Origin of the sequence: Streptomyces sp. 5-10 (genome assembly GCF_014712245.1) — a bacterium.
GTDB lineage: Bacteria > Actinomycetota > Actinomycetes > Streptomycetales > Streptomycetaceae > Streptomyces > Streptomyces violaceusniger.
Window position 1 is genome coordinate 151558 of the sequence record NZ_JACVYG010000004.1, and the last position, 15487, is coordinate 167044.

The window sequence follows — 15487 nt, forward strand, 5'->3', positions numbered from 1 at the left end:
CGCCGCTCGGCGGCACGCTCGGCAATCTCATCGGCGGGAAAGTGGCGAACCGCTCGGTGACGGCGGCGGTGTGCATCGGGGTGGCGGCCCTTGCGGCGCCCCTGCTGCTCATGGCGAGGGCGTCGGCCGTCAAACCGCTGACCGCGGTCTTCCTCCCCGGCGCCGCCTGCTGCGCCGTCATCCCTGCCGTGAACACCCGCATGCTGAACGTGGCCTCGCAACGGGCCAGGACCCTGGCCCTCATGGTGCAGAGTTCGGCCTTCAACCTGGGCACCTTGGTGGGCGGCCGGCCTGACCGACATCATCGCGGGGATGGCCTGGACGTGGCAGCCGACGGCCGGGCTGGAAGCGATGCCGGTGGCCGCACCGGTGATGGGCGCGGCAAGCGACATGGCTCCTGGTGTCCTTCGTTGGGGGACGGGGGCCTGGAGTCCTGCGCGCGCTCGCCGCCGCGCGCCCCCTTCGTCATTGATCAGGCCGCTCACCGGCAGTCCGTCCGCGTGGACGCCGACGGCGAACGCCCGCTTCCTGCAATGCCCGTCACAGTGGCGAAAAGGCCTGACCGGCACCCTCGCCCGGCGCAGTAGCCGTACCCGTTCCCAGCCGAGTCCGCGGCAAGGTCGCGAAGACAGGCGGGGAGACCAGCTGGCGTGGTTCGGGCTGGCCGCCTTGACCTTTCGAGGTGTTACGCGGGGCCGGGCGGCAGGTGCACGGTCATGATCAGGTGACAGGTCTCGGTGCCCGAGCAGCGATAGGTGTGGGCGGTGTCGCCGTCGAAAGTGGCTGTCTGCCCCGCCTTGACCCGGTACTCGGCGCCGGCGACCACGAGCACCATCTGTCCGGCGGTGACGCTGACGGTTTCGGTAACGCCGCCCTGATGGGGGTGGCTGGGGTACTCCTCGCCGGGCTCCAGCGTCCAGCGCCAGACCTCGGTGGGCGCCGGGCCGCTGGTGGTCAGCATGAGCCGGGCCTCGCTGCCGCGCTCGCCCTTCCACAGCGGCATGACGGCGTCGGCGCTCACCACTCGGACGCGCTCTTCGCGGCGGCCTTCCATCAGGGCGGAGACGGAAATCCCGAGGGTGTCGGCGAGGCGGACCAGTGTCGCGAAGTTCGGGTTGCCCTGGGCCTTCTCCAGTCCGACCAGGGCGCCCTTGCTGACCTTGGCGCGGCGGCCGAGTTCGTCCAGGGACAGTCCGGCGCGGGTACGGGCCGCGCGAACGTTGTGCGCGAGCGTCCGCAGTGCCGCCTCGGTCTCGGCCATCGCTTCACCCCTCCGTAGGTGGGTCAGTGCAATGCACCACATGGTTGCTCTGTTGACGGACTTCCGGTCGGTGCGTTGTACGGTGTGGTCGTTCCATTGATAGTAAGGGATGCACCGTTGATCGCTCTGCTGCTGGCCCTGGGCAGTTCCCTGGCCTACGGTTGCGCCGACTTCCTCGGCGGTCTCGGCGCCCGCAAGGCCCATGTCCTGCGCACCGTGATGATCGCCGCCCCGGCCTCGCTCACCGTCGAGTTGCTGCTGTGGCCCTTCCTCGGCGCCTCCTTCGCCCCCGCCACCCTCGCCTGGGGCGCCGCCTCCGGCGTCGCGTCGGCCGCCGCGTTCGCCCTGCTCTATCGCACGCTGGCGATCGGCCCGATGAACCTCCTGTCCCCGGTCACCGCGCTGGTCTCGGCGATGCTGCCGCTGGGCGTGGGCCTGCTGCAGGGCGAGCACCTGGGGCTGGCCGGGCTGATCGGCCTGCCGCTGGCGCTGGCGGCGGTGGTGCTGGTCAGCGCCGGGCACGGTGCCGGCAGCGCCCGCCCGTCGCGTACCGCGCTGCTGCTGGCCTTCGGCGCCGGGGCCGCCATCGCCCTGCAGCTGATCTTCCTGCACCAGGCGCCCTCCGGCAGCGGCGTCGGCCCACTGATCATCGGCCGCGCCGTGTCCTCCGCGGTCACCCTGACCGCGGCCGGTCTGATGTACCGCAGGCTCGGCTCGGAGAAGCCCGCGTATGCGATGTCGGCGACGGCCGGCGTGCTGGACTCGGTGGCCAACCTGCTGTTCCTGCTCGCCGCCCGCAGCGGCGACCTGGCCGTCGTCGCCGTGATCACCGCCCTGTATCCGGCCGGCACCGTCCTGCTCGCCCGCAGCGTCCTGGCCGAACGGATCCACCGCGGCCAGCTGATCGGCCTGGGCACCGCCGCCGTCGCCGTCAGCCTCCTCGCCCTCACCTGATCTGCCCGCCCAGCCGCCTTCCTTGAACGGACCACCTGATGACCGCGTTCCACATCAGCCCCGCTGTCGCCGATGCCTTCCCCGACACTCTCATCGCCGTCGTCACCGCCACCGGCCTGCGTGGTGGCCGGCCCTGGCCTGCCACCACCGCCACCCTGGAGGACCTGGAGGCCCAGCTGGCCGACGGCGTCTGGCGGCCGGCCGACGAGAGCGACCCGCGCATCGAGGCGTGGCATGCCGCCTACCGCTCCTTCGGCACCAACCCGCGCCGCGTCCGGCCCAGCGTCGAGGCCCTGGGCCGCCGCATGGCCAAGAAGGGCACCCTGCCCCGGATCAACCCGCCCGTCGACTCCTACAACGCCGTCTCCGTCCGCCACGGCCTGCCCGCCGGCGCCTTCGATCTCGACCACGTCACCGGCGACGTCGAGATCCGCTACGCCGACGGCAGCGAAGCCTTCACCCCGCTCGGCGAACCCGGCACCGTCGAGAACCCCAAGCCGGGCGAGATCATCTACACCGACACCACCGACGTCCTCACCCGGCACTGGAACCACCGTGACGCCCACCGCACCCGCGTCACAGAAGACTCCACCCACGTCGCCTTCGTCCTGGAGACCGTCGCCGCCACCCACGACGGGCACCTGCTCAAGGCCGCGGCCGACGACCTGCGGACCCTGCTCCAGCCGCACTGCGAGCAGATCACCGTGCACTACCTCAGCCCAGCACACCCCGACCACACCGCCTGACCACCGCCCCTCGGCTCGCCTGCCCGGCACCAGGGGCACGGCGACGGGCGGCGGCCCACCGCCGCTGAAGGACCACCCGCACCCCTTGGAGGTTCGCCTTGTTCACCGGTCTGAGCGCCTTCCCGCTCACCCCCATCCCCGGCAACGGCAGCGTGGACGAGAAGGCGTTCGCCGCGCTGGTCGACCGGCTCGCCGCCGCCGGCGTCGACTCGATCGGGGCGCTGGGCTCCACCGGCTCCTACGCCTACCTGACCCGCGAGGAACGCGCCCGTGTCGCCCGCATCGCGGTCGAGCACGCCGACGGAGTGCCGGTCATCGTCGGCATCGGGGCGCTGCGCACCCGCCAGGTGCTCCAGGCCGCCGAGGACGCGCAGAACGCTGGGGCCTCCGGCGTGCTGCTGGCACCGGTGTCCTACCAGCCGCTGACCGACGACGACGTCTTCGGGCTGTTCGAAGAGGTCACCGCGAACCTGTCGATCCCTCTGGTGATCTACGACAACCCCGGCACCACACACTTCACCTTCACCGACGAGCTGTACACGCGCCTGGCCCGGCTGCCGCAGGTGGCATCCATCAAGATCCCCGCGCTTCCGGCCGACCCCGAGCAAGCCCGGGTCCGTGTCGAGCACCTGCGCCGGCTCCTGCCCGACACGGTGACGGTGGGCATCAGCGGAGACGCGGCCGCAGCCAGGGGCCTGAACGCCGGATGCGACGCCTGGTACTCGGTGATCGGCGGCACCTTCCCCGAGCCGGCCCTCGCCCTCACCCGCGCAGCACAGGCCGGCCGGCACGAGCGAGCCCTTGAAGAGTCCCAGCGGCTCCAGCCCCTGTGGGACCTGTTCGCCCAGCACGGAGGATCCCTGCGGGTCGTCGCCGCGGCCGCCGCGCACCTGGGCCTGACCGCCCACCGCAACCTCCCCCTGCCGCTGCGCGGCCTCGACGCCAAGGAGCGCGCCCACCTCGCCACAGTGATCGAGCAGCTCCAGCTCCACGCCTGACAGCCCGCCGCCCCCCTCACGCGCACGGAAGGGGGCGGCGCTGAGACACCCCTCTGCCCGACACCCATACAGGAGCGCGCGGCTATGCGCCCCGAGGAGAGGTGTGAGGTCGGCCTCGCCGTCCACGGAGAGTAGGTCTGCTGTGGCGCCGGGCTGGATCCGTCCGCGGTCGGTGAGGCCGAAGCGGTCGGCGGTGCGTCGTGTCGCTGTGGTGAGGGCCGCGCCCGGGCTCGGTCCTGCGGCCACGGAGACGCGCATGTCACACCAACGAGCCGGATCACGCCGAGCAACAACTGGATTCTTTGCCGGCTCGTTGAGAATCGCTCATCTCCACCTGATCGAGGAGGCTTCATCCTCCATCGCACCCATGTCCGCCATGCTGTTGCGCCACCCGGTACGTGACCCCCCATATCCGGGATGCTCGTAGTACTCCGCCTGGCAGTTCGATGAGCTGATGAAGGAGGAGACCGTGTCGTCCCACGTGGTGTCGATGTCGTCGATGTCGTACAGCGCGTGCTCCACCCCGTCGTCGCTGTCGCACCCTCCCGCGCCGCGGAGTGTCATGGTGGCCCCGTCTCTGTCTCGGTTGTAGTTCGGGTGCTGGTACGACACGGAGAGGATGGGATCGGCCAGGATGCCGTACTCTTCGGTGGCCGCCAGATGTGCGTCCTCAGGCGCATCGGCGATCCGCCCGTCGGTGGCAGCGCGGATCGCGTCGCGGAAGCTGTTGTAGCAGGCCACCGAACCGTCAGCCACGTTCATCACACAGTGCCGACCCGCATCGCTACGTCGCGCCATGTCGTCATCGGAGGCATGGGCCGAGGGAGCGGTCAGCAACGCCGCGAGAAGCGCGGCAGCAGAGGCGCTCGCCGATGTACCCCACTTGTTCAGCATCATGGATTCCTCTTCTTCAGAAGACGTTGTGATGTGCACCCGACGGCGACCAGGCAGTCCACGGCCACGCCGGCCGTTCTGACGGGCCGCCGTACGATCCGTCTCATGGCGAGCCGCTCCTTCGTCCTTTCAGCCGGTTCATGCTGGCAGTCAGCCTCGCGTATGACCGCGAACCATGTCCTTAACCCGGAGTCGCGGAGTCTTTGACGATGCGTCGCCGCAGTCGGCCGGGCTGAAGCGTTCCCGGCTGTGCGACGCCGTCGACCGGGACCACTTCCGGCAGGAGTGCGCGGCTGCCGGCCGCCCGGGCCGCCCAGGGACGGCGTGTCCGTGACGGGCGGACACCGCTGCCGGATACAGGACGACGCGGCCGCCGGACTTCCGCCAGACGCACGAGCAGCAGCTACCGGTGCCGGCCTCACCACGCCGCTGCCTGGCTATTGCCCGGGCGCGCCGTCAGAGGCAGCGGCCTGTCCTGCCGAGGTTGTTCCGCTGCCCAGCGTCTGGACGCGGTAGTCCCGAGGAGAGATGCCATACCGGGCGCGGAAGGCGCGGGTGAAGGCGGTGTGCTGGGTCAGGCCCCAGCGGGCGGCGATGCGGTGGACGGGAATCGTGCGCTGGGCCGGATCGGAAAGATCGCGGCGGATGCGCTCCAGCCGCTGGTGCCGGATGTACGCCGCGACGGTGTCCCGCTCAGGCTGGAACAGGCGGTGCAGATGGCTGACCGATATGTGGTGCGCTACGGCGATCACGGCCGGTGTCAGGGCGGGGTCGTGCAGGTGCTGCCGGATGAACGCACGGATGCCTAAGGTCAGGGTGCGCCGGTGGGCCTCAGGCGGCAGATGGTCCACGGCATCGAGTTCGTGGGCGAAGACCGCGGTGACCAGGTCGAGTAGGACCGTCTCCAAACGGGCGGCGTCGGCGGTGGTACAGGACCTGGCGTCGGCGGTCAGCGTGGTGAGAAAGGCGGCAAGCAGAGCACCGGTGCCGTCCCGTCCGCTCAGAGGACGACCGATCACGTGGTCGACCTGTGCCGCGGGCAGCGGCATCAGCGTGCGGGGGACCTCGACGCTGACGGCTTTGACCCGGTCCTCGCGGGTGCCGATACGCAGTTCAAAGGGAGCCGAGGTGGTGTGGCTGAACAGCCCGCACGGACCGTGGGTGAGGTGCCGGCCGTTGACAGCTGTTCCGACGGTGCCGCTCCGGACGAACGACAGGCGGTACCGCTCGGGGTCGGAGCGTCGAACCAGCCTCGGCGTCCGGCGCACCACCGCGGGCTGCCACTCCGACGCGTAGACGGGCACAGCACCCAGCTGCACCGCCAGCTGGAAGCCGCGGAAGTCCGCGACATGGGCACTGCTCATCTCCACTGGCGCGTGGCTCTGAGCCGCACGCTCACACCACGCGTCGAAGCGGTCGGCCCTCGGTAAGTCCTCCGTGCGGAACACATCCTCGATCATTTGGTTCCCCCCTCGCACCTCACCAACGGCATGTCGTGCCGTCCGGCTGTCGTCCACGTACACCCTGAGCCGAACCCAAGAGGAAGTAAAGGCCGTGTCATTCGGCGGGCGAGGGGCGGGGAGCCTTCGAGACAGCGATGGTGGCTCCCGGACTCCCGTTGACCAACGCGTCGACACACTAGGGGAGTTCGGACGCGAGCCGGAGGAGAGCCTTGCGGTCGGTGTGGTCGCGGACCAGGGGGGCGGACGCCGGTTTCGGTCGCGAGGTCGTCGAGGGGGCCGGGACGACGGACGGCGCCTCCACGCACCCCGTGCAGGACATCGCTGCCGCCTGGGAGCGCGAGCGGCCCCGGCGCGCCCGTTACGTCGATCGGGATCGTCACGCCGATCTTGCGGCTGGCGCGCCATCTCGCAGCGCGCCGCCCGAGCGGAAAGCGACGGGCTCGCCACTCGCAGGCCCGGGCAGAGGCTTGTCACCGTTCATGCCCAGAGCACCTTTGCCACCGTGGAGGAGCCGGCCCCGTCCGCCGGGAGTCTCTCCGTGGGAAGTCCCCGTCAGCCGGCCGGTGTGCCGGGCTCCCGCACTCCGTGGCCGGCCCTCACGGGGAGGAGGGGCCGCGGTCCTGCTTGTTTTCCTCCTCGTGCCGCCCGTAGTCGTTGAGCAGCAGGTGTGTGGTGGTGTTGATGTGCCGACTGAGCGCCTCGACGACGCCTGGTACGTCCCGTTCGATGGCGCGCTCGCAGATGGTCTTGTGCTCTGCCGCGATATCGCGGTTGCTGTGCTCGGTCGGTGTGCGGGCCCAGCAGCGATAGACCTCCGCTGCCTCGCGCAGCTGCGTGGCGATGTCCCGCAGCTGCCGGTTGGAGCATCCCTCCAGCAGGACGCGGTGGAAGCGGGCGTGGGCGGTCAGCCAGCCTTCGTTGATTTCGCCGGCGTCGCCGAAAAGGGGAACGCGGGCGAGATGGTGGTGCGCGGCGAGCAGTTCGGACTCCCACTCGATGGTGCCGGCGGTGACGGACTCCCGGACAAGGTGGGTCTCGATGAACACGCGGGCCTCGGTCAGCTCCTCCAGGCGCTCGGGTGAGACGGTGACGACCCGGAACCCCTGCTGCGGCGCGAAGGTCGCCAGCCCCTGGCCGACCAGCCGGGGCAGTGCCTCCCGCAGTACCCCGCTGCTGGCGCCGTACTTCTCCTTCAGCGTCTCCACCCGCAGACGTGAACCGGGTTCGTGTCGTCCGTTGAGGATGTCCGCGCGCAGCCGTTGGTAGATCTCCTCGGCACGGGTCATGGAGCTGGTAGTCGCCATGTCGCAGATTCTAGTGTATCTAGATATTCCAAAAAAATATCGAGATTTTCTTGACGTGTCGACTGGGGAGGGCGTTGACTCCAGTCATCCACAAGCAGGAAGACCGGAGGCGGCGCGCTATGCGGACGACGACCAGAGCAGGACGGATGTGCCTGGTGACCGGAGAGGCGGTGATCGATGTCGAGCAGGCCAGTGCAGGCCGGTTCCCGGCTGATCCGCTGACAGTGTTCGAGGAGTGGGACGCCTTCCGGTCCTGGGCCGCTGAGCTGGAGGCTGCGGGTGTCCAGGCGCCGGCGGGGCCGGACGGCAGCGTCTCGCCGACACCGCGGCAGGTGTTCGCGATCGGGCTGAACTACCGCGACCACGCCGAGGAGGCCGGCCTGGCGGTGCCTGAGTCCCCATCGGTCTTCACCAAGTTCGCCACGTCCCTCACCGGCCCCGACACACAGCTGCGGCTGCCCGGCGGCCGCGTTGACTGGGAGGCCGAGCTGGTGGTGGTGATGGGGCGCCGGGCGGAGCACGTTGCCGCGGGGGACGCCTGGTCCTACGTGGCCGGGCTGACCGTGGGGCAGGACTACTCCGAGCGCGATGTGCAGTCCGTGGGCCCCGTGCCGCAGTTCTCTCTCGGCAAGTCCTTCCCCGGATTCGCGCCGACCGGCCCGGTGCTGGTCACGGCCGACGAGTTCGCCGATCCGGACGACCTGGCGATCGAGTGCCTCGTCAACGGGGAGAGCGTCCAGAAGTCACGCACCTCTTCGATGATCTTCCCGGTCCCGGAACTGATCGCACGGCTGTCCGCCGTGTGCCCACTGCTGCCGGGCGACCTGATCTTCACCGGCACCCCCTCAGGAGTGGGACACGCCCGCACCCCCCAGCGCTACCTGCGGCCGGGAGACGAGGTCGTCACCCGCATCGAGGGCATCGGACAGCTCCGGCAGACCTGCCTCGCCGCCTGAGAGAAGGGAATCCCATGGCATTGCACAGGCTTCAGTCACTCACCGTCGGAGTGCCGGACGTGGCCGAGGCGGCCGACTACTACGTCGACTTCGGACTCGAGCAGGTGGCACCCGGACGGTTCGCCACCGTCGAGGGCGGTGAGCAGTTCTTCCTCGAGTACTCTCCCGTCCGGCGGCTGCTGGGGATGGCGGTCGCCGCCGACGACGGCGACGACCTGGACCGGATCGCCGCGAACCTGGACCGGCTCCAGCTGCCGTGCGAACGCGACACCGGCTCCCTGCGCACCAGGGAACCCATCGCCGGTGTATCGGTCGAGGTCCGTGTCGCACCCCGGCTGACCCGGGTCACCGTCGCGGCCACCCCGTACAACGGCCCCGGACGCCTGGACCGCGCCGGCACCCGGGCACCCGTGCTCTCCCGCACCGACCCGGTCCGGCCCCTGGCCCTGGGCCACGTCGTCATCGGTTCGGTGGACCAGGAGTCGACCCAGCGGTTCTTCACCGAAGGGCTCGGTTTCAAGGTCAGCGATGTCGTCCCCGGCACGGCCGCGTTCATGCGCTGCTCCACCGACCACCACAACGTCCTGGTGCAGCAGGCGCCACTGAACTTCCTGCACCACACCTCGTGGCAGGTGACGGATGTCGACGAGGTGGGCCGGGGCGCCACGAGCATGCTCACCGAGCACCCGGAACGTCATGTGTGGGGGCTCGGCCGCCATCACATCGGGTCGAACTTCTTCTGGTACCTCAAGGACCCGGCCGGCAATTTCAGCGAGTACTACGCCGACATGGACTGCATCGTCGACGACCAGCTGTGGACGCCACGCTCCTTCGAGGGCATGCAGGCGCTCTATGCCTGGGGACCTCCGCCTCCGCCGTCGTTCCTCGCCCCCGAGGACCTTGCCGCGCTGATGACCGGCGCCCACACGGCCAACGACTGAGTGTCCCCGAGGTACCTCCGCCCTTTCCCGCAGCGCCGCGGTCAGCGGTCGCGACGGGTGAGAGCGCCGAAATCGGAGTCGGAACATTGAGCACATCAGCGTTCGCCCGTCGGGGCGGCCGGTCGTCCCCGGGGCCTTCATCGCCGGCGGGCACCGCACTCGCCGTCGGCATGGCAGCGATGACACTGGAGGGATTCGACCTTGTCGCCTTCGGCGCGACGACACCGCTGCATCTGGACTACCGTCCCTGGCACCTCTCCGTTGCCTTCGTCGGCCTGCTCGGCAGCCTCACCCCATCGGCATGCTCGTCGGCTCCTTGCTGGTCGGCCAGTTCACCGACCGGTTCGGCCGGCGCCGCACGACGCTGATCAGTATCGGGGCCGTCAGCGCCGGGATGTTCGCCTGCGCGGTGGCCCCCGTTCCGCCGCTGTTCGGCGCGGGCCGATGCGTCGTCGGGCTCGATGTCGGCGCGATCTATCCGGCGATGGGCCCACTGATCTTCGAACTCGCCCCGGCCGGACGGAAGAACCTGTTCTCCGGGATCGTGCAGTGCGGGACCGCCGTCGGCGGTTCCTTCGCGGCCCTTGTCGCCAACACCCTGCTGACCGGGCACAGCTTTCATCTGGAGTACCTGGTCGGCGGCATGGCCGGTCTGCTTCGTCTGCCCATGGCCTTCGCCTGGCTGCCCGAGTCCACGGAGTACCACCGGGCGGTCAGCGCGTCGGCCCCGGCCCCCGACCGCCGAGGTGTGTGGCTCGTGCTGAAGCCGCCCTCCCTCGGCACCACGGCGGTGTTCTGCGCCATGGCGGCCCTGTCGTTCCTGCTCATCTTCGGGGTGAACACCTGGTTGCCGCAGCTGATGCAGACGGCGGACTATCCGTTGCAGGACTCCCAGACCTTCCTCATCCTGCTGAACCTCGGCGCCACCGTCGGCGGGCTCGCCATGTCGCTCCTGGCCGACCGTGCCGGATCACGGGGGCCGATCACGGCCTGCTTCGTCCTCGGAGCCGCGGCGATCGTCGCCATGAGCACCCGGCTCCCGCTGCCGGTGCTCTACGCCATCGTCATCGTCGGCGGCTGCGGCGCGGTCGGGGTCCAGGGGCTGATCAACGTGTACATCTCGCGTTCCTACCCGGTGACCGCGAGAGCCAGTGCGGTGGGCGTCGTGCTCGGAGTGGGCCGCATCGGCGCCATCGCCGGCCCCACGCTCGGCGGCTGGATTCTCGCGGCCGGCCTCCAACCCCATGGGAACTTCGTCCTCTTCGCCGTCCCCGCCGTCCTCGGCGCGGCCCTCACCCTGGCTGCCGGCGGACGAACAGCGCGGAATCAGAGCCGTGCCGCTCCCTCGCCGCGCGCCGAGGAGCCGACGGCCGGACACACACAATGAGAGAGCACACCATGGACACCTACGACGTCGCCGTCGTCGGCTGCGGCCCGGTGGGGCTGACCCTCGCACGGCTGCTGGCGATGAAGGGGCTGCGGGTCGCCGCCATCGACACCAACCGGCTCGTCTGCTATCACCCGCGCGCCACCCATCTCGACGACGAGACCATGCGCCTTCTGCAGACCCTCGGCGCGCAGGACATGGAACACCGGTTCCTGCGCCAGACCGCCTGGACACTGCACCGGGAGGACGGGCGGGCCTTCCTTCAGCAGATGCTGCCCGAGGAGGAGTCGGACCAGAGCTGGCGCACCGACTACCAGTTCCACCAGCCGGACTTCGAGTCGCGGCTGCGGGGGCTGCTCGCGGCCGACGCGAACGTGGACCTCCGGTTCGGCTGGACGGTCAGCGCGATGGAGCAAGATGACACAGCGGTGCGGCTGACGCTGCTCGACCGGTCGACCGGAGCCGAAACCACGCTCACGGCCGGCTACGCCGTCGGCTCGGACGGCGCCAACTCCTTCGTCCGGCAGGCGATGAACGCTGAAGTCGAGGACCTCCACGGCACTCAGCGCTCCCTCATCATCGACATCCACCCCTTCGAACACCCCGCACAGCTCCCGGCGGACAGCGGATTCATCCTGTGCCGGGGGAAGCGGCCCGTGACCTATCTGCCGATCTTCCCGCCGATGCTCCGCTTCGAGTTCATGCTGCTCGACGAGGACGACGCCGCGGAACTCGAACGACCGCAGTCGGTGTACGACCTGCTGAGCCGCTGGCTGGAACCGGGCAGCTACCGGATCATGCGCACCGACACCTACCAGTGGCACGCCCGGCTCGTGCGCGGCTGGCGGTCCGACCGCCTGTTGCTCGCCGGGGACGCCGCACACCAGATGCCGCCCATGCTCGGCCAGGGCATGTGCTCCGGGCTGCGCGATGCCGCGAACCTGGCATGGAAGCTCGCCGCCGTCGTGAAGGGCGAGAGCCCCTCGGCGCTGCTCGATACCTACGAAAGTGAGCGCGCCCCGCATGTGCGCCCCTACATCGAGGAATCCGCCCGGCAGTCCAACCTGATCGAAGCGCTCGGTACGGGCGCGGTTCCCGAGCCGAACGGAACGCAGACGATCGAGAGGTTCCGGCCGCTGCTTGGACCGGGCCTGGTCACCCGGCCCGGCGGCGCCGTCGGGCAGCTGAGCCCGCAGCCGCGTGGCGCGAGGGGGGAGAGGCTGGACGATACGAGCGGATACGGCTTCACCGTTGTCGGGAACCCGGGGGTGACCTCCGCCGTGTCCGCGGAGGTGCGGCAGATGTGGCACCGGCTGGACGCCGTGGTCGTCCCGGAGACCGGACCGGCCGTCGACTGCTGGCTGGCCGCTTATTCGGCGGCCGCGGCGATCATCCGTCCGGACCGCTACACCTTCGCGCTGGCCACCGACACGGCGGAACTGGAGCAGGCCACCCGCGACCTGGCGCGGATGGTATCGATACAGGAGGCGGGGGCGTGAAGGAATACGCGGCCGGGATGAGGTGGGGGGAGGGCCCCCGCTGGCAGGGCGGTGCGCTATGGCTGTCCGACACACAGGGCGGGAAGCTGTGGACCGACCACGACGGTCCCTGGCGGGGCATCCCGCTGGACGCGGTACCCAATGGCCTGTGGTTCCTGCCGGACGGGCGGCTGGCCGGCGCCATGATGCATGAGCGGAGCATCGGAGTGTGGACCGGTGAGCGGTTCGCCACCTACGCGGACCTGAGCGCGGTGGCCACCGGTCCGCTCGGCGACATGGTCGGCGACCCGCACGGCAACCTCTACGTGGACGATGTCGGCTTCGCCGCGCACGCCGGTGAGCCGCCACGGCCTGGCCGGTTGGTGCGCGTCGCGGCGGACGGGTCGGTATGCGTGGCCACCGAAGACGTCGAGTTCCCCAACGGCCTGGCCCTCGTCGACGGCGGTCGCACCCTGCTCGTCGCCGAGACCACCCGGCAACGGCTGACCGCCTTCACCGTCGCGGACGACGGGGCGCTCACGGACCGGCGCACCTACGCCGACCTCGCCCATCTGGTCGGCACCCACGCCCGGCCGGACGTTATCTGGCCGACACAAGACGGCGTCTGGGTGGCCACCACCACCGGACACGCCGTCGCCCTGGTCCGGGAGAACGAACTGGTCACCTCGGTGGACACCGGGACGCTGCTGCCGATCGCGTGCTGCAGCGACGGCGGGAACCGGCTGTTCGTCACCCTCGCCGACACCCATGGCCTCCCCCTGGGCGAGGCCATGGCCGCGAAAGCCGTGCACACGTCGGTCGCACTGCTCGAGGCCACGAAGGAGGGGGACGCCGGATGAGCACGAAGCAGCCGGACTGGACCCCGACGCCACAGGCCGTCCAGCACTCCCGGATCACCGACTTCGCGCGGTTCGCCTCGCGGCGCGCCGGACGTGACCTGGGCGGTGACTACCACGCGCTGTGGGCATGGTCGGTCGACGACGTGAACGGCTTCTGGGCGGCGGTGTGGGACTACTTCGGTCTGCCCGAGCGCCCGGCGGGCCCCGCGCTGGCGACCGAGGCGCTGCCGGGAAGCGTGTGGTTTCCCGGCAGCACGCTGAACTACACGGCCGAAGTCTTCCGCGACCGGACCGGCACCGACACCGCCGTCATCGCGGTGACCGAGGACACCGGCCCGGTGGCCATCACCTGGCACGAACTGCGCCGTCAGGTCGCCTCACTCGCGCAGGCACTCACCGAACTCGGCGTGCGCACGGGCGACCGGGTGGTGGGGTACCTCCCCAACGGCGTGCAGGCCGTCGTGGCCTTCCTCGCCACCGCCGGCCTGGGCGCGACCTGGGCGGTGTGCGGGCAGGACTACACCGCCGCCGCGGCCGAAGCGCGGTTCGCACAGCTCCGGCCGACCGTGCTGATCGCCGCGACCGGCTGTCTCCACGGCGGAAAGCACATCGACCGCCGCGCCGATGTGCAAGCCCTGCGCGACGCGCTGCCGACCCTCACGGCGACCATCGCCGTGGGGGACGCGGCAGGGGTGGTGCCCGGTGCCCTCCCGTGGTCCGCGCTCACCGAGCGCGACGCCGAACTGGCCCCCGTACCAGTCCCGTTCGACCACCCGCTGTGGGTCGTGTTCTCCTCGGGCACGACGGGTCGGCCGAAGGGCATCGTGCACGGGCACGGCGGGGTCGTGCTCGAGCAGCTCAAGAACCTGGGCCTGCACCTGGGCCTGCGCCCCGGGGACCGTTTCCTCTGGCACACCACACCGAGCTGGATGATGTGGAACGTTCTGGTGGCCGGCCTGCTACTGGGAGCCACGGCCATCTGTTACGAGGGCAGCCCGACCCATCCCGGCACCGATGCGTTCTGGCGGCTCGCGGCCCGACTGGAGGTGAACGTCCTGGGCACCAGCCCCGGCTACCTGGCGGCGTGCCGCAAGGCCGGTGTGCGGCTCGCCGACCACCGTCCGGCCTCGCTCGAGCGCCTGGGGGTCACCGGCTCGGCGTTCCCCGCCGACCTGCAACACTGGGTCGCCGGCGAGCTCGGGCCCCGGACACAGGTGGTGTGCACCAGTGGTGGCACCGACGTGGTCACCGCGTTCCTCGGCGCCGCACCCACCACGCCGGTCTGGGCCGGTGAGCTGTCCGCCCCCTGCCTGGGCGTGGCCGTGGAAGCCTTCGGCCCGGACGGCGGGCCGGTGCGGGGCGAGGTGGGGGAGCTGGTGGTGCTCCGGCCGATGCCGTCGATGCCGCTGTACTTCTGGGACGACCCGGACGGCTCGCGCTACCGCGGTGCCTACTTCGACGTCTACCCGGGGGTATGGCGGCACGGCGACTGGATCACCATCACCGACCACGGCTCGGTGATCCTGCACGGCCGGTCCGACGCGACGCTGAACCGCCACGGCATACGCATGGGAAGCAGCGACATCTACGGTCCGGTGGAGCAACTCGAGGAGATCGCGGAAGCCCTCGTCGTCGGGGTCGAGCAGGACGGCGGCGGCTACTGGATGCCGCTGTTCGTCACCACCACCGACGGCATCGACGTCGATGACGTGCTGAGCGAGAAGATCCGCGACGCCATACGCCATGGCGCCTCCCCCCGCCACGTCCCCGACGAGATCATCCAAGCCCCCGGCATACCGCACACCCGCACCGGCAAGAAACTCGAAGTCCCCGTGAAACGTCTGCTGCGCGGAGACGCCCAGCGCTCCGTGGTCGACCCCGGCAGCGTCGACAGACCCGAACTCATCGACTGGTACGCCCACATCGGCGCCGCCCACCGTACGCGCAACGGCACCGCTGCCGGCTCCGTCGCGTCCCGGTCACCGAACGGCTGACCGCGCGGCGTCGACCGCCGCCCCGGCCGTGCGGCGGCGCGGCCGGCGGCATCGCCCCCGGCAGCGGGCCGGGCCGTCCGGAATCCGCCGGCACACCACCACAAGGACATGTGACGAAGGAGTCCTGCCATGAGCCTCCGCCAACTTGAAATCACAAGTCAAAGGGCTGGTGTGACCGGCTCTCGGGGTGCTCGTGCTGGTCGTCGGCGGCAGTCTGCGCAGTAGATCGTTTGCCAGAGCTGGACGGTTCG

General features: G+C 70.5%; 13 protein-coding genes. 9 read left to right on the forward strand and 4 right to left on the reverse strand.

Going from position 1 to position 15487, the window contains the following annotated elements:
- Nucleotides 1–685: 685 nt before the first annotated feature.
- Nucleotides 686–1261, reverse strand: coding sequence for a helix-turn-helix domain-containing protein (locus IEJ02_RS06865; RefSeq protein WP_191063891.1), 576 nt, complete (start codon nucleotides 1259–1261; stop codon nucleotides 686–688).
- A gap of 117 nt (nucleotides 1262–1378) precedes the next feature.
- Between IEJ02_RS06865 and IEJ02_RS06870 the strand changes: the two genes are divergently transcribed.
- The 3 genes from IEJ02_RS06870 to IEJ02_RS06880 all read left to right on the forward strand — a co-directional run bounded on the left by IEJ02_RS06870 (nucleotide 1379) and on the right by IEJ02_RS06880 (nucleotide 3959).
- Entirely contained in the window at nucleotides 1379–2215 is an 837-nt protein-coding gene (locus tag IEJ02_RS06870; protein ID WP_191063892.1) for an EamA family transporter, read from the forward strand.
- Nucleotides 2216–2253: 38 nt separating this feature from the next.
- Nucleotides 2254–2961: a B3/B4 domain-containing protein gene (locus IEJ02_RS06875; protein WP_191063893.1), complete on the forward strand. Its 708-nt coding sequence runs from the start codon at nucleotides 2254–2256 to the stop codon at nucleotides 2959–2961.
- A gap of 98 nt (nucleotides 2962–3059) precedes the next feature.
- The gene (locus IEJ02_RS06880) at nucleotides 3060–3959 is read left to right on the forward strand and encodes a dihydrodipicolinate synthase family protein (RefSeq protein ID WP_191063894.1); all 900 of its coding nucleotides are present in this window, start codon (nucleotides 3060–3062) and stop codon (nucleotides 3957–3959) included.
- 324 nt (nucleotides 3960–4283) lie between these two features.
- Here IEJ02_RS06880 and IEJ02_RS06885 read toward each other — a convergent pair whose 3' ends face one another.
- The 3 genes from IEJ02_RS06885 to IEJ02_RS06895 form a co-directional block, all read right to left on the reverse strand.
- Nucleotides 4284–4856, reverse strand: coding sequence for a hypothetical protein (locus tag IEJ02_RS06885; protein WP_191063895.1), 573 nt, complete (start codon nucleotides 4854–4856; stop codon nucleotides 4284–4286).
- Nucleotides 4857–5290: 434 nt separating this feature from the next.
- Nucleotides 5291–6217 carry a helix-turn-helix domain-containing protein gene (locus IEJ02_RS06890; protein ID WP_498067025.1) on the reverse strand — a complete coding sequence of 309 codons (927 nt, stop codon included), beginning with the start codon at nucleotides 6215–6217 and terminating at the stop codon, nucleotides 5291–5293.
- A 695-nt stretch (nucleotides 6218–6912) separates the two neighbouring features.
- Nucleotides 6913–7620, reverse strand: coding sequence for a GntR family transcriptional regulator (locus IEJ02_RS06895; protein ID WP_191063897.1), 708 nt, complete (start codon nucleotides 7618–7620; stop codon nucleotides 6913–6915).
- A 119-nt stretch (nucleotides 7621–7739) separates the two neighbouring features.
- Here IEJ02_RS06895 and IEJ02_RS06900 point away from each other — a divergent pair, with 119 nt between their 5' ends.
- The 6 genes from IEJ02_RS06900 to IEJ02_RS06925 all read left to right on the forward strand — a co-directional run bounded on the left by IEJ02_RS06900 (nucleotide 7740) and on the right by IEJ02_RS06925 (nucleotide 15236).
- Nucleotides 7740–8576 (forward strand): fumarylacetoacetate hydrolase family protein, encoded by an 837-nt coding sequence (locus IEJ02_RS06900; RefSeq protein ID WP_191063898.1) that lies wholly within the window; start codon nucleotides 7740–7742, stop codon nucleotides 8574–8576.
- Nucleotides 8577–8590: 14 nt separating this feature from the next.
- The gene (locus IEJ02_RS06905) at nucleotides 8591–9517 is read left to right on the forward strand and encodes a VOC family protein (RefSeq protein WP_191063899.1); all 927 of its coding nucleotides are present in this window, start codon (nucleotides 8591–8593) and stop codon (nucleotides 9515–9517) included.
- A gap of 301 nt (nucleotides 9518–9818) precedes the next feature.
- Nucleotides 9819–10904, forward strand: coding sequence for an MFS transporter (locus IEJ02_RS06910; RefSeq protein WP_223863494.1), 1086 nt, complete (start codon nucleotides 9819–9821; stop codon nucleotides 10902–10904).
- An 11-nt stretch (nucleotides 10905–10915) separates the two neighbouring features.
- Nucleotides 10916–12403, forward strand: coding sequence for a bifunctional 3-(3-hydroxy-phenyl)propionate/3-hydroxycinnamic acid hydroxylase (locus IEJ02_RS06915; protein ID WP_191063900.1), 1488 nt, complete (start codon nucleotides 10916–10918; stop codon nucleotides 12401–12403).
- On the forward strand, nucleotides 12400–13242 hold the full coding sequence (locus IEJ02_RS06920; protein ID WP_191063901.1) for an SMP-30/gluconolactonase/LRE family protein: 843 nt from the start codon (nucleotides 12400–12402) through the stop codon (nucleotides 13240–13242). Before IEJ02_RS06915 ends, IEJ02_RS06920 begins: the two co-directional genes overlap by 4 nt.
- Nucleotides 13239–15236, forward strand: a complete 1998-nt coding sequence (locus IEJ02_RS06925; RefSeq protein ID WP_191063902.1) for an acetoacetate--CoA ligase — start codon at nucleotides 13239–13241, stop codon at nucleotides 15234–15236. The genes IEJ02_RS06920 and IEJ02_RS06925 overlap by 4 nt, the downstream gene beginning before the upstream one ends.
- The last annotated feature ends 251 nt before the right edge of the window (nucleotides 15237–15487 follow it).